We start from the raw sequence: 13,945 nt of genomic DNA, 5'->3' as shown, positions 1-13,945 counted from the left end.
TAGTTGAATGCCAACACTATCTTCTCCATGAATACGTGGTGAATGATTTGTTTGTTATTCTAATTAATCACTTTAATTTTCCAATAATGTTAACAGATTTTACAAATCTGCCAGATGATTCCAGAGTTTGGATTTATCAGGCGAATAGAAAATTGAGCGACGAAGAAGTTGCTCAAATAACAGAGCTTACAAACGATTTTCTTGCAAAATGGACTGCTCACGGTTCCGAACTTGAGGCAGGGCTTGAAATTAAATACAACCGATTTATTGTTTTAGGCCTTAACCAAGCAAGTGCTTCAGCATCTGGTTGCAGTATTGATGCTTCTGTTCATTTTATACAATCCTTAGAGGAAAAGTTTGATGTAGATCTTCTTGATAAAATGAATGTTACTTTCTACACTGGCAAATATATTGCTCATAAACCGCTTACAGATTTTAGAAAAATGGCTAAAGATAAATCTGTTTCAAAAAACACTGTAGTTTTCAATAATCTTGTAAATACTAAAGCAGAATACCTTGAAAATTGGGAAGTCCCCGCATCTGAAAGTTGGCATGCACGATTTTTATCTTAAACCTTTTATTGTAGCTATGAATAAGTTTTTTCTTACCTGCATTTTTATGTGCTTTTGTGTCCCGACAATTGCACAAGAAATCAATCCGTTAATTGTTAAAGAAGATTTTCAAAATCAAAAAAAATGGGTTGATAGCATCTATGATAATATGTCTTTAGAAGAAAAAATTGGTCAGCTTTTTATGGCTGATATATTTTCTAGCGATCCAAAATCAAAAACAGATAAAATAAAAAAACTCATAACTGAGTATCATTTAGGTGGCGTAATTTTCTCTAAAGGAGGTCCAATGCGTCAAGCCAAATTGAATAATGAATTTCAAGCACTTGCCAAGGTACCACTTATGATTGGTATGGATGCAGAATGGGGGTTATCAATGCGTTTAGATTCTACCTATGCTTTTCCTTGGAATATGACATTAGGAGCAATTACAGACAATAAAATTGTGGAAAATGTAGGGAAACGAATTGGTGAACATTCTAAACGACTTGGAGTGCATATAAATTTTGCCCCCGTAGTTGATATTAATACAAATCCTGAAAACCCAATAATTGGTAATCGTTCATTTGGTGAAGACCGCGACAATGTTACAGAAAAAGCTCTTGCTTTTATGAAAGGAATGCAGAGTGCAGGCGTTATGGGAAGTGCAAAGCATTTTCCAGGTCACGGCGATACCGATATGGATAGCCATAAAACCCTGCCTACCATTGACTTTTCAAGAGAAAGATTAGACACTTTAGAATTATACCCATATAGAAAATTAATTAATGAAGGACTAAACAGTGTAATGATTGCACACCTAAATGTACCTTCATTAGAGCCACAAATGAATTATCCATCATCACTTTCTACGAAGGTGGTTACAGATCTTCTAAAACACGAAATGGGTTTCAACGGACTTATTTTTACAGATGCATTAAATATGAAAGGTGCTTCAAATTTTAAGAAGCCTGGTGAAATTGAATTAGCAGCATTCTTAGCTGGAAATGATATTCTTCTTATTTCCGAAGATATTCCAAAGGCCGTAAGTTTTCTAATAAATTCTTATAATGATGAAACCATAACCGAAAAGCGTTTGGCTTATTCAGTTAAGAAAATTCTTTATGCCAAATATAAAGTTGGGCTAAATAACTATGAGCCTGTAAAAACAGCATATTTATTGGAAGATTTGAATTCTATAATCGATGATGTGCTTTACGAAGAGGCAATGAGAAATGCCCTTACGGTTATTAAAAACGATCGCGCAATTCTTCCTATTAAAGATTTAAAGAGGAAAAAAATAGCTTATGTAAATTTTGGTGATGATTCAGGTGGAGATTTTTTGAATGAACTGAAAAAATATGGAAACGTACAATGGGTAAAGGCTAATAGTTTAGATGATTATATACAGAAGTTAAAAGACTATAATTACGTTATAATCGGTTTCCACAAGAGCAACGAAAATCCTTGGAAAAGCTATAAGTTTACCCAAAAGGAATTAGTTTGGATGTATGAAATTGCTCGTACAAACACAGTAATTCTCGATGTATTTGCTCGACCTTATGCTATGCTGGATGTTAAAACCACAGCTAATTTTGAAGGAGTCATTATGTCTTATCAAAATAGTAAGATATCTCAGCAATTATCTGCTCAATTAATATTTGGAGCTATAGATGGAAAAGGCAAACTTCCAGTATCATTAGGGGAAGATTTTCCATTAAATACTTTTATGCAAACCAAATCATTGCGAAGATTACAATACGGAACTCCTGAAAGTGTTGGTGTAAATAGTTATAAACTCAAAAAAATTGATTCGCTTGCCAATGTTGGACTTAAACAAGGCATGTATCCTGGCGCTCAAATATTGGTAGCACGCAAGGGAAAAGTTATTTATCAAAAAAGCTTTGGTTATCACGATTACGACAAAAAAAATAAAGTAAAAAATACTGATATTTACGACCTTGCATCTCTTACCAAAATTTTAGCTACGCTTCCGATAGTGATGGAGTTAGTTGATAGAAAGGAGCTAACGTTAAATACCAAGCTTTCTGAAATGCTTCCAGAGTATAAACAATCTAATAAATCTAATGTTAGTTTAAAGCAAATGCTTTCACATTACGCTCGTTTGAAACCTTGGATTCCATTTTATAGAAATACGCTAAATGACGAAAAAACAGGAGTATCATCAAAATATTACGCAAGTATCCCAGGTAAAGACTACAATGTTGAAGTTGCAGAAAATCTATATTTAAGACGTGATTACATCGATACCATTTACAAAACTATTCGTGAGAGTGATTTAAACTCAAGTAAATCGTATAAATACAGTGATTTACCATATTATATATTAAAGAAATATTTAGAGAGAAAATATAACATACCATTCGAAAACATTGTACAGGAAAACCTTTACGAGTCGTTAGGCGCGAATTATACCTTATTCCAACCACTGAAAAAGTTTTCTAAGGATGTAATTCCTCCAACAGAGCAAGACAACATTTTTAGAAAACAAAAAATTCAAGGCTATGTACACGATCAAGGAGCAGCAATGCTAGGAGGAGTAGGAGGTCATGCGGGATTATTTTCAAATAGTAATGACGTGGCTAAAATCATGCAAATGTTTTTATGGAAAGGATTTTATGGCGGAACTAGATTCTTTAATCCTGATGTTTTAGATAAATTCAACACCTGTTATTATTGTAAAGATAATGTTAGAAGAGGGGTTGGATTTGACAAACCTCAATTAGGAACGGTTGGTCCAACGTGTGGGTGTGTTTCCATGACGAGTTTTGGCCACAGCGGATTTACTGGGACTTTCGCTTGGGCAGATCCAGAACAAGAGATAGTATATGTGTTCTTATCGAACAGGACTTATCCAGATTCAGAAAACAGAAAACTAATTAGAAGTGATTTAAGAAGTTTAATTCAAGAAGCAATTTACGACGCTATTGATTATTAAAAATAAACTTTAATAAATCTATTATGTCTAATTTAGTTTCAAAATAGAAAATTATGAAAATAGCAATAGTATGTTATCCTACTTTCGGAGGAAGTGGTGTTGTAGCTACAGAATTAGGTTTAGCTCTTGCAGAACACGGCCACGAAATACATTTTATAACCTACAAACAACCTGTAAGATTAGAGTTGCTATCAAAAAACATACATTTTCACGAAGTTTCTGTCCCAGAGTATCCTTTATTTCATTTTCAACCTTATGAACTTGCACTTTCAAGCAAATTAGTAGATATGGTAAAACTTCATAAAATTGAAGTTTTGCACGTGCATTATGCCATTCCACACGCGTACGCGGGATATATGGCCAAGAAAATGTTGGCTGAGGAGAATATTCATATTCCGATGGTAACAACGCTACACGGCACCGATATTACTTTGGTGGGAAGTCATCCGTTTTATAAACCAGCTGTTACTTTTAGCATTAATAATAGTGATGTTGTTACATCGGTTTCTCAAAGTTTAAAAGAAGACACACTTCATCTTTTTGACATTAGAAAGGAGATTCACGTTGTTCCTAACTTTATAGAAATTCCTAAAAAAATTAATTCTTATACCGATTGTCAGCGCGAGCTAATGGCACTTCCAGAAGAACGTATTATTTCGCATATTAGTAATCTTCGCAAAGTAAAACGCGTAACCGACGTAATTGAAATATTTGATAGAATTCAGAATAAAATTCCTTCAAAATTAATAATGGTTGGGGAAGGTCCGGAACGTGAAGCCTGCGAACAATTGTGTATGGAAAAAGGTATAGAAGAAAAAGTTCTATTTGTAGGTAATAGTAATGAAGTGGATAAAATATTGTGTTTTACAGATTTATTTCTACTACCATCAGAAAAGGAAAGCTTTGGACTTGCTGCGTTAGAAGCTATGGCTTGTGGAGTTCCTGTAGTATCTAGTAATACTGGAGGTTTGCCAGAAGTAAATATTGATGGAGTAAGCGGATTTTTAAGTGATGTAGGTAATGTGGCTGAAATGGCAGAAAATGCTTTAAAGATTTTGTCATCTGATGAAAATTTAAATAAATTTAAGAAACAAGCTGTTGAAGCAGCAATGGTGTTCGATACAGATAAAATTGTTCCCTTGTACGAAAATCTATATAAAGAAGCTATCCTTCAGAAACAAGGCAAATAAGTTTAGTAGTTCCTTTTTATAAAAAGCATTGCATTTTCGCTCATCACGCGTGCAACTATAGATTCTGCGGAAATTCTGTTAAACTCATTCAAGTTGTTTAAATTTTTTGAAAGATAAGCTTTAGCGTGATTATACATTTCTTCAGCTAAATCTTTTATATTTTCTGCAGTCCAAAGACCATTTATTGGATTTACAATTCCATCAAAATCGCTACCGATACTTTGTATTCCCCAGCAAAATAAATTTTGCTCATCAAGTACTTCTGCTATATGAACAACTTGTCTCCAAACTAGTAGTGATTTTTTCTTGAGTTGTTTTCTCTTATTGGGAATATAGATTTTACTATTGTTTATTTCCTTTTTACTTCCTATTCGACGTTCGTCTAATTGAATTCCAAATATTCCGTTGCTTTTGGCAATGTGAATTAATTCACTGTCGTAAAAATTAATATCAATATCTGCAAACCATTCTCGATGGTTTTTTATGCCTACTTTATCCCATTGTACAATTGAATGCTTCCCGTTACAAGCGGCGTGACTTGCAATTATTGGTATGTTCTCAGCATCGTATTTTGTGTCTATTAATTTGTAATAAGCTTTTCTAGAAGCTGTACTCATGTGTTTTATATCTATAAGTATTCTCTTTCCTTCCGAATTATCGAGTAATAGTTTAATTACCGCATAACCTAATTCTGTTATACCAGAGTTTAATCCTCTATTTTGGTTTTTCTTTAATAAGGAAATAGATATACTGCGCGCGTGACCGCATAGTTCGTTATAAAAATGATGCGCAAGTGTTAAAAACAATGGTCGGTGCTTCCAGTTTTTTACAGCCAAAACATTTTTTAGGACTTCATTTTTGTTGGCCGTGTTTTTACGCATAACAAGCCCTGTGTTGAAACTATGTCCTCCTTCAATAGAAAGTATGATATTAATAATTTTCTTAGATTCAGTTTCCAGCGATAAATTGGCCTTTATGTCTTGGAAACTTGTAACAATGCGATAAGTATATATTTTTCCATCTATTTTTTGAACTTGATTATGAAGTTGTAAATAGTAATTATACTCATCAACTAAGTCTTCGTAATAGTTTTCATTACTTCGAATATTATCTATCCGCGATTGACTAATACTTGCTGCAAGGTTTACTAAAACATCGGTAACCCCTTTAATTCCTATAACTTCTTTTCCAAAAAAATGTTTCTCAAAAGGGTAGAGCGCAACTATTACAATTTTAGTTTTAGCTTTGGCAAGAGCAGTAAGGTCGGTTTGAGTGAATTTGGTTAACGTAACCAAACGATTAACAAATTTCTCTAAAAAATTCGGAGGACTATAGTGCCATATAGAGTTTTTGCGATTAGGATCAAGCGCATTTTGCTTTGTTGGATTATATTTAAAACTTTTACTATATGGCTTTAAAGAAGGGTGACAATGTAAGTCTATATAACCTGTATCCATAATACTCATTTTGTACAAGTTATAAAAATGTAAAGACCTATGAAACTATTAAATAATAATTTACTTACTACACGAAAATAAAGATGCCCCAATAAATGGGGCATCTTACATATATATTTTACAATTCTTAGAATTGATAACGAGCGCTAATACCTACGTCGAAGCTCACGTCATCTCTATATCCCAAGTTAATTTGAGGGCGGAAATCGAAAGAGACTAGCAATGGGAAATCAAAGCTATATTCTATACCAACGTCTCCTGTTAAAAATGCAAAGGCTTCAGAATCATCATATCTATGGTCGTAATCCCAATGTTTTTTATCGTAATTCACTACACCAGCACCTAAACCTGGTCCGGCATACCAATTAAAACCTCCATCAATATTCCAAACCCACTGATAAATTCCTGTAAGCTTTACAGCATCCCAATAATTCTTACTGTGAACTGCCAAACCTAATTCCAATCTGTTGTTTTCACTAAGAGCTCTTTGGTAGTTTACTTCAGGACCAAAACCGTCACTTTCACTTAAACGAATACCAATCGCGTTTTTTGCTATTTCTTGGGCATTGGCTTGCAAACCTAATGCAAACACTGTGAATACTAATAAAATTGTTTTTTTCATAATTTGCTTTTTAGTTATAAACATTACAAAAATAGCGGTATTTCAAGTTATTTATAGTTAACAGTGTGCCAATCTACACCTCAAATTTTACAAACTTTTGTTAAGGAATTTTCTACATTTACATTACTATATGAAGAAGCAACTCCTAGATTTTAAAAAGATATTTAATGGTGAATTTCACATTGATTCACTACATACTATGCTATATGCAACAGATGCTTCCGTTTATAGAAAAATCCCTCTTGCAGTAGCATATCCTACTAGTGAACGTGGAATTAAGCAATTAGTAAACTTCGCTAGTAACAATAATATTTCACTAATCCCTCGAACAGCCGGAACTTCTCTTGCGGGGCAATGTGTAGGGGAGGGTATTATTGTAGATGTTTCAAATCATTTTACAAATATAATTTCAGTAAATACTGAAATGAAAACAGTCACCCTTCAACCGGGAGTTATTAGAGATGAGTTAAACCAATATTTAAAACCATACGGCCTTTTCTTCGGTCCAAACACTTCAACTAGCAATCGATGTATGATAGGAGGAATGGTTGGGAACAATAGTAGCGGTACAACATCGATTCAATACGGGACAACTCGTGATAAAGTTTTAAAATTGAAAACAATCCTTTCGGATGGTAGCGAAGTCATATTTGAACCGCTAACAAAAGAAGAGTTTCAAGCTAAAACAAATTTGAATTCTTTAGAAGGTGAAATTTATAAAAAGCTTTATAAGGAATTATCTTCTAAAGAAGTTCAAAATGAAATAAGAAAAGAGTTTCCAAAACCTGAAATACATCGTAGAAATACAGGTTACGCTGTAGATAGTTTAATAAATACATCTGTTTTTGGTGACTTTGAGGATAAAATTAACATCTGTAATTTACTTTGTGGCAGCGAGGGAACATTAGCATTTACAACTGAAATTACACTTCAATTAGAACCATTGCCGCCCTTACATACAGCCATGATAGCTTCTCACTATAAATCCCTCGATTCGTGTTTAAACGACGTTGTGGTAGCAATGCAGCACAATCTGCACACCTGTGAAATGATGGATGATGTTATTTTGAGTTGCACTACTAATAATAAAACTTATGAGCCTTATCGCTTTTTCGTAAAAAATAATCCCAAAGCTATTTTATTATTAGAATTAAAGAGTAATTCAGAAAAAGATCTTCAAGACAAAGTAAACTCTTTGATGGCTTCCTTAAAAGATTCAAATTATAGTTATCATAATCCCGTTTTAAGAGGTGATGAAATTACAATGGCTTTGGAACTTCGTAAAGCAGGTCTCGGACTTTTAGGGAATATGGTTGGTGACAGAAAAGCTGTTGCCTGTATTGAGGATACTGCAGTAGCTTTGGAAGATTTACCCGCTTATATAAAAGAGTTTTCAGCTATAATGAAAAAGTATAATCAACAAGCTGTTTATTATGCTCACGCAGGTGCAGGAGAATTGCATTTACGTCCTATATTAAATTTAAAAGAAGATGAAGGTGTTCAGTATTTCAAAAAAATCACCACCGATGTTGCGTTACTTTGTAAGAAGTACAATGGATCGTTTTCAGGAGAACACGGCGATGGAATAGTGCGTGCAGAGTTTATTCCTTTAATGATAGGAGAGAAAAATTACGACCTATTAAAAAAGGTAAAACAAGCATTTGATCCACAAAACATCTTTAATCCTGGTAAAATTGTAGATGCCTTTAAAATGGATGAGTCACTTCGTTATAAGGTTAATAGAGTAGAACCCAAAATCGAAACCTTAATGGATTTTAGTGATTCTGAGGGAATTCTTCGATTATCCGAAAAGTGTAATGGCAGTGGAGATTGTAGAAAAACTGCAGATGCTTCTGGAGCAATGTGTCCGAGTTATCATGCCACAAAAAACGAAAAAGATACCACTCGGGCTAGGGCAAATGCTTTAAGAGAAGTGTTGACTAACAATAATTCCGTAAATAAATTCAATTCTGAAGACTTAAAAAAGGTCTTTGATTTATGTTTAAGCTGTAAAGCTTGTGCCAGTGAATGTCCTAGCAACGTAGATATAAGTACTGCAAAAGCAGAGTTTTTATATCAATATAACAAAGAAAATGGAGTTTCATTTTCTAACAAACTCTTTGGAAAAAGCACGCAGTTAAACAGGTTAGCTTCTAAGTTTCCTGAAATTTCAAATTGGATTTTTTCAAACAATTTAACCTCCAATTTCATCAAAATTATTGGGAGAGTTCATCCTAAACGAAGCCTACCATTAGTTTCAACTAAAAGTTTAAGAAAAATAACTGAACTATATATAAATGAGGTGAATATAGAAGTTGAAAGTAAAAGAGAAGTGTTTTTATTTGTTGATGAGTTTAGCAATTATTTGGATACAGATATCGCTGTAGATTCCTTTATACTTCTAACGCGTTTAGGTTTTAAAGTTCACATTATTGATAATTTGGATAGTGGCAGGGCATTACTTTCTAAAGGATTTTTGGAGGAAGCAATAAAAGAGGTTAACAAGAATATAAATTACCTAAAAGAAAGGATATCTGCAGCTACTCCATTAATAGGGATTGAGCCATCTGCAATTCTTTCTTTTCGTGATGAGTACCTCCGGTTAGCAACTGATAAAACCTCCGCTACAAATATTTCAAAGCACAGTTATTTAGTAGAAGAATTCTTAGCTAATGAGTTTGAAAGAGGTACTATTTCATCTAATATGTTTACTTCTGAAGAAAAATTGATTAAAATTCACTCACATTGTCATCAAAAATCCCTTAGCAACCAAAAAGTAACGTTTGATATACTTAATATCCCCAAAAACTTTAAACCAACTATAATTACATCAGGTTGTTGTGGGATGGCTGGAAGTTTTGGTTATGAAAAGGAACATTACGAAGTGAGTATGCAAATTGGAGCGCTAAAGCTTTTTCCAGCTGTTAGAAAAACTTCCGAAGAAACTATTATTTCGGCTAACGGAACGAGTTGTAGGCATCAGATTTTTGATGGTACGGGTCGTAAGGCTTTGCATCCAGTTACAATTCTTAAAAATGCATTAAAGTAAATTCACCCAAAACAGATTTTAAACATACTTGAATTTCAAGTTTTTAAATGATAAATCTTGAATTTTGAATTTTGAATCCTTGAATTATTAAATTCGAAAGTTTACATTTGTTCAAAACCAATCTATGGCGGGCAATTCTTTTGGAAAAATCTTTAAAATCACCACTTTTGGCGAATCTCATGGAGATGCTATTGGCGGGGTGATAGACGGTTGTCCTGCAGGGATTTCCATAGATTTTAAGGCAATTAATGCTGAAATACAGCGGCGTAAACCGGGGCAATCCGCAATTGTCACACAACGAAAAGAAGAAGATGAAGTAAAATTTCTTTCGGGAATTTTTGAAGGAAATACTACAGGAACGCCCATTGGATTCATAATTGAAAACACCAATCAAAAGAGTAAGGATTACAGCCATATAAAAGACTTATATAGACCTTCCCACGCCGATTATACTTATGATAAAAAATACGGAATTCGTGACTATCGTGGTGGGGGACGCTCATCTGCACGAGAAACTGCATGTAGAGTTGTAGCCGGAGCAATTGCGAAACAACTAATTAAAGAAATCAAAATTAACGCTTTTGTATCTTCGGTTGGAGATATTTTTATAGATAAACCTTATCAAGCACTCGATTTTACAAAAACCGAAAGTAACCTAGTTCGTTGTCCTGATGCGAAAAGCGCTCAAAAAATGGAAGAGCTTATCAGAGAAACTAGAAAGAATGGTGATACTGTAGGCGGTACAATTACTTGTGTACTAGAAAACGTACCTGCAGGATTAGGAGAACCAGTATTTGATAAACTTCACGCAGAATTGGGAAAAGCAATGCTTTCAATTAACGCTGTAAAAGGATTTGAATACGGCAGTGGGTTTTGCGGTGCAAAGATGAAAGGAAGTGAACATAACGACCTTTTTAATCCCGATGGTTCTACAAAAACCAATTTAAGCGGCGGAGTTCAAGGAGGAATAAGCAATGGTATGGATATCTATTTTAGAGTAGCATTTAAACCAGTAGCTACTATTATGCAAAAACAAGAAACTATAGATAACAAAGGGAAGAAGGTGATTGCTGAAGGAAAAGGTCGACACGATCCTTGTGTGGTACCACGTGCTGTTCCTATAGTTGAGGCTATGGCAGCTTTAGTTATTGCTGATTTTTGGTTGTTGAATAAAGTTTCAAAAGCAAATTAGAATTTCATAAACTGTCTATATTAAATAATTTACCATAATTAAAATCTAGTATCAAAACTTCAATATGAAAAAAATCGCACTTCACTGGAAAATTATAATCGGACTTGTATTAGGTATAATTTGGGCATTACTTTCTAGTAAATTAGGATGGAGTGAATTTACCTTGGATTGGATTGCTCCATTTGGTAAAATATTTATAAATCTATTAAAATTAATTGCAGTTCCATTAGTGTTAGTTTCTATTATTACTGGAGTTGCAAATATTGGAGATCCTTCTAGCTTAGGTAGAATGGGAGGTAAGACGCTATTAGCTTATTTATTCACAACATTGTTTGCTGTGAGTTTAGGGCTAATTCTTGTAAATACTATTCAGCCTGGTAAATTAATAGATGAACAAAGTAGAATAGATAATCGTATAAGCTATGAACTTTGGGCGGATTCTAAGGGACATCAAATAAAGGATGGAATAAATTACTTACAAGATCCCGCCTTTTTTGAACGCGCACAGGAAATCACCAATTTATCTAAAGGAGAATTAAAAGATGCATCAGTCTCAGACAAATTAGAGACAGCTAAAAAAACCAAAGAAAGTACTCCTTTACAACCCCTAATAGATATAGTGCCAGAAAACTTCTTTTTCTCACTTACTAATAATGGTTTAATGCTTCAAATAATATTCTTCGGAATATTTTTCGGTGTTTGTTTGTTGCTAATTCCCAACGAAAAATCTAAACCTGTAACCGATTTTATGGACGGGGCTATGGAGGTTTTTCTAAAAATGGTAGACCTAGTTATGCAAGCCGCTCCGTTTTTTGTATTTGCGTTATTAGCAGGAGTTGTGAGCCAAATGGCGGGAGATGATATAGGCAAAGTGTACGAAATTTTTAAAGGTCTTAGTTGGTATTCATTAACTGTTTTCTTAGGATTAATGTTAATGGTATTCATTATTTATCCTCTTTTTATGAAGCTTTTGGTAAGGACCATTCCATATAGAGGGTTCTTTAAAGCGATGGCACCAGCACAAACATTGGCTTTTTCAACCTCAAGTAGTGCTGCTACACTACCCGTAACAATGGAATGTGTTGAAGAAAATTTAGGCGTAGACAAAAAGATTACCAGCTTTGTTTTACCAATTGGTGCAACTGTAAATATGGATGGAACTTGTTTATATCAGGCTGTTGCAGTAGTCTTTCTTGCGCAATTACACATGATCGATCTAACTATAGGGCAGCAACTAACTATTGTAATAACTGCTACATTGGCCTCAATTGGCTCTGCCGCTGTACCAAGTGCTGGCCTGGTAATGCTTATAATTGTATTAGAATCGGTTGGCTTAAATCCAGCCTGGATTGCCATAATTTTTCCTGTAGATCGAATTCTTGATATGTTTAGAACAATCGTAAATGTTACGGGTGATGCAACCGTATGTAGTATAATTGCCAAAGGAGAAGGCATGTTAAAGTATAAAGCTAGAAAAAACCCTTCTGAAACATTCGACTACGATTCCTGAACACACTGATTATTAACACTTTACGTTTTGAAATTATATATTTAATTTCTATATTAGCATACTCCCCATAAATTTATCTAAGTCTATAATTTAGAAATACTGCATTATTAATGTTGTAAATCTGTTGGTTATGGAGAGGTTGTTTTATTTGCTAAGTTTTTTACTTGTTTCCGGGATTTCTTATTCTCAAGTTGGTATTGGTACAACTACCCCTTCGGCTGCGTCTATGTTAGAAGTAAGTAGTACTTCCGATGGTGTATTCTATGGTGGATTTATGCCTCCACGGGTTCCTGACGTGGGAGCAAGAGATAATATTAATCCTAGTACTTCTGATGTTGGTTTACTTGTGTTTACTGAAGATTTAAATTGCTTGCAAATGTGGAATGGCTCTGGGTGGGAAGATGTACATTGTAATTACACATTAGCTTTTGTTAACTTATACCATAACTTTGATCTCCATACAAGTTGGGGGTTTACATCAAATGTTCCGTTTTTTGATAATGGTAGTAAAGGTTTTTTTGGAGTGACTGATGCTACTAATGGAGGTTTTAATGTAATTACAACATTAACAAATAATTTCTTGGGCATAATGGATTTAAATGATACAGAAAATGGAAATGGCACTGCAGATTATGCTACATTAACTTTTGAAACTATAGATATTTCTAATGCTTCTAACGGTGCCACAATGAGTTTTTATTATGAGTTTTTTGAATATGACGGTGGTGATAACGCTTATTATACATTAATTATTGATGGCATCACACAACCCGAAGTAACCTTAATAGAAGGGCAAAATGGCGTAGGAGGAGTGTCAGATAGTGGAGTAATCGAAGAGATACTACCACCTGGCACAAATTCAGTTTCCTTAACAATAAAGATTAAACAAAATGGTCAAGAAGACTTTGCAGGTTTTGATAACTTCGCAATTGTTGCAAACTAACAGTTAATCCTATGAATGCTATAAAAACTTATTTTTCAACTCTGCTGTAGGAATCATACATTTATCCTTTTTACCAAACCACTTATATCTATTTCTAGCCACATAATCATAAATAGCATTTCTTATAAATTTTGGAACTATTATAAACCCAAAAAGTAGAGGGTAAGCACCCGAAAGATGTTTTGCTATATATAGTACTGCCGTAGATTTTTCATAATGCTTATCGCCATCAATTAAAATAATAGAATCTACCTTTGATCTATCAATTTTGAATTTTGCGGTAAGTTCTTGTCCTATTTCACTTTGAAGAGCAACAAACTTAAAAACGTTGTTATGATCTCTTTTAATAACATAATTAATCGCGCCATTGCAAAGATTGCAAACGCCGTCAAATAAAATTATTTTATAATTTTCAACCATAATGTTTATTGAAAAGCACTCAAATCAAACTCAAAACTTATCCTAATTTGATAGA

At 33.8% G+C, this 13,945-nt stretch carries 10 protein-coding genes; 7 read left to right on the top strand and 3 right to left on the bottom strand.

What is annotated here, in order from left to right:
• Window positions 1-86: 86 nt before the first annotated feature.
• Genes K8344_RS04430 through bshA form a run of 3 tightly spaced genes read left to right on the top strand, consistent with a single transcriptional unit; the run spans window position 87 to window position 4,697 of the window.
• Complete coding sequence (locus K8344_RS04430) at window positions 87-572, top strand: ABC transporter ATPase (protein ID WP_237607057.1); 486 nt, start codon at window positions 87-89, stop codon at window positions 570-572.
• Between the two features lie 16 nt (window positions 573-588).
• Window positions 589-3,507 carry a serine hydrolase domain-containing protein gene (locus tag K8344_RS04425; RefSeq protein WP_237607056.1) on the top strand — a complete coding sequence of 973 codons (2,919 nt, stop codon included), beginning with the start codon at window positions 589-591 and terminating at the stop codon, window positions 3,505-3,507.
• Window positions 3,508-3,560: 53 nt separating this feature from the next.
• Window positions 3,561-4,697: an N-acetyl-alpha-D-glucosaminyl L-malate synthase BshA gene (gene bshA, locus K8344_RS04420; RefSeq protein ID WP_237607055.1), complete on the top strand. Its 1,137-nt coding sequence runs from the start codon at window positions 3,561-3,563 to the stop codon at window positions 4,695-4,697.
• A 2-nt stretch (window positions 4,698-4,699) separates the two neighbouring features.
• Here bshA and K8344_RS04415 read toward each other — a convergent pair whose 3' ends face one another.
• Both K8344_RS04415 and K8344_RS04410 read right to left on the bottom strand, forming a co-directional pair.
• Window positions 4,700-6,163 carry a membrane dipeptidase gene (locus K8344_RS04415; protein ID WP_237607054.1) on the bottom strand — a complete coding sequence of 488 codons (1,464 nt, stop codon included), beginning with the start codon at window positions 6,161-6,163 and terminating at the stop codon, window positions 4,700-4,702.
• A 118-nt stretch (window positions 6,164-6,281) separates the two neighbouring features.
• Window positions 6,282-6,776, bottom strand: a complete 495-nt coding sequence (locus K8344_RS04410; protein WP_237607053.1) for a hypothetical protein — start codon at window positions 6,774-6,776, stop codon at window positions 6,282-6,284.
• A 130-nt stretch (window positions 6,777-6,906) separates the two neighbouring features.
• On the opposite strand from K8344_RS04410, the gene K8344_RS04405 reads away from it, so the two are divergent.
• The 4 genes from K8344_RS04405 to K8344_RS04390 all read left to right on the top strand — a co-directional run bounded on the left by K8344_RS04405 (window position 6,907) and on the right by K8344_RS04390 (window position 13,470).
• Window positions 6,907-9,825, top strand: coding sequence for an FAD-binding and (Fe-S)-binding domain-containing protein (locus K8344_RS04405; RefSeq protein WP_237607052.1), 2,919 nt, complete (start codon window positions 6,907-6,909; stop codon window positions 9,823-9,825).
• A 124-nt stretch (window positions 9,826-9,949) separates the two neighbouring features.
• Window positions 9,950-11,017, top strand: coding sequence for a chorismate synthase (aroC, locus tag K8344_RS04400; protein ID WP_237607051.1), 1,068 nt, complete (start codon window positions 9,950-9,952; stop codon window positions 11,015-11,017).
• Between the two features lie 64 nt (window positions 11,018-11,081).
• On the top strand, window positions 11,082-12,527 hold the full coding sequence (locus tag K8344_RS04395; RefSeq protein ID WP_237607050.1) for a dicarboxylate/amino acid:cation symporter: 1,446 nt from the start codon (window positions 11,082-11,084) through the stop codon (window positions 12,525-12,527).
• A 130-nt stretch (window positions 12,528-12,657) separates the two neighbouring features.
• Window positions 12,658-13,470, top strand: a complete 813-nt coding sequence (locus K8344_RS04390) for a hypothetical protein (protein ID WP_237607049.1) — start codon at window positions 12,658-12,660, stop codon at window positions 13,468-13,470.
• 18 nt (window positions 13,471-13,488) lie between these two features.
• Here the strand turns inward: K8344_RS04390 and K8344_RS04385 are convergent, their stop codons facing one another.
• Complete coding sequence (locus K8344_RS04385) at window positions 13,489-13,890, bottom strand: thiol-disulfide oxidoreductase DCC family protein (protein ID WP_237607048.1); 402 nt, start codon at window positions 13,888-13,890, stop codon at window positions 13,489-13,491.
• Window positions 13,891-13,945: the final 55 nt, after the last annotated feature.

It is taken from the genome of Aequorivita xiaoshiensis (assembly GCF_022008395.1).
Classification (GTDB): Bacteria; Bacteroidota; Bacteroidia; order Flavobacteriales; family Flavobacteriaceae; genus Aequorivita; species Aequorivita xiaoshiensis.
Note: the sequence above shows the minus strand (reverse complement) of the source record. Positions and strands in the feature narration are given on the sequence as shown.

Bases quoted from the DNA above. Each gene is read 5' to 3' on its own strand.
- K8344_RS04430 (WP_237607057.1), top strand. From the start codon at position 87: ATGTTAACAGATTTTACAAATCTGCCAGATGATTCCAGAGTTTGGATT.
- K8344_RS04425 (WP_237607056.1), top strand. From the start codon at position 589: ATGAATAAGTTTTTTCTTACCTGCATTTTTATGTGCTTTTGTGTCCCG.
- bshA (WP_237607055.1), top strand. From the start codon at position 3,561: ATGAAAATAGCAATAGTATGTTATCCTACTTTCGGAGGAAGTGGTGTT.
- K8344_RS04415 (WP_237607054.1), bottom strand. From the start codon at position 6,163: ATGAGTATTATGGATACAGGTTATATAGACTTACATTGTCACCCTTCT.
- K8344_RS04410 (WP_237607053.1), bottom strand. From the start codon at position 6,776: ATGAAAAAAACAATTTTATTAGTATTCACAGTGTTTGCATTAGGTTTG.
- K8344_RS04405 (WP_237607052.1), top strand. From the start codon at position 6,907: ATGAAGAAGCAACTCCTAGATTTTAAAAAGATATTTAATGGTGAATTT.
- aroC (WP_237607051.1), top strand. From the start codon at position 9,950: ATGGCGGGCAATTCTTTTGGAAAAATCTTTAAAATCACCACTTTTGGC.
- K8344_RS04395 (WP_237607050.1), top strand. From the start codon at position 11,082: ATGAAAAAAATCGCACTTCACTGGAAAATTATAATCGGACTTGTATTA.
- K8344_RS04390 (WP_237607049.1), top strand. From the start codon at position 12,658: ATGGAGAGGTTGTTTTATTTGCTAAGTTTTTTACTTGTTTCCGGGATT.
- K8344_RS04385 (WP_237607048.1), bottom strand. From the start codon at position 13,890: ATGGTTGAAAATTATAAAATAATTTTATTTGACGGCGTTTGCAATCTT.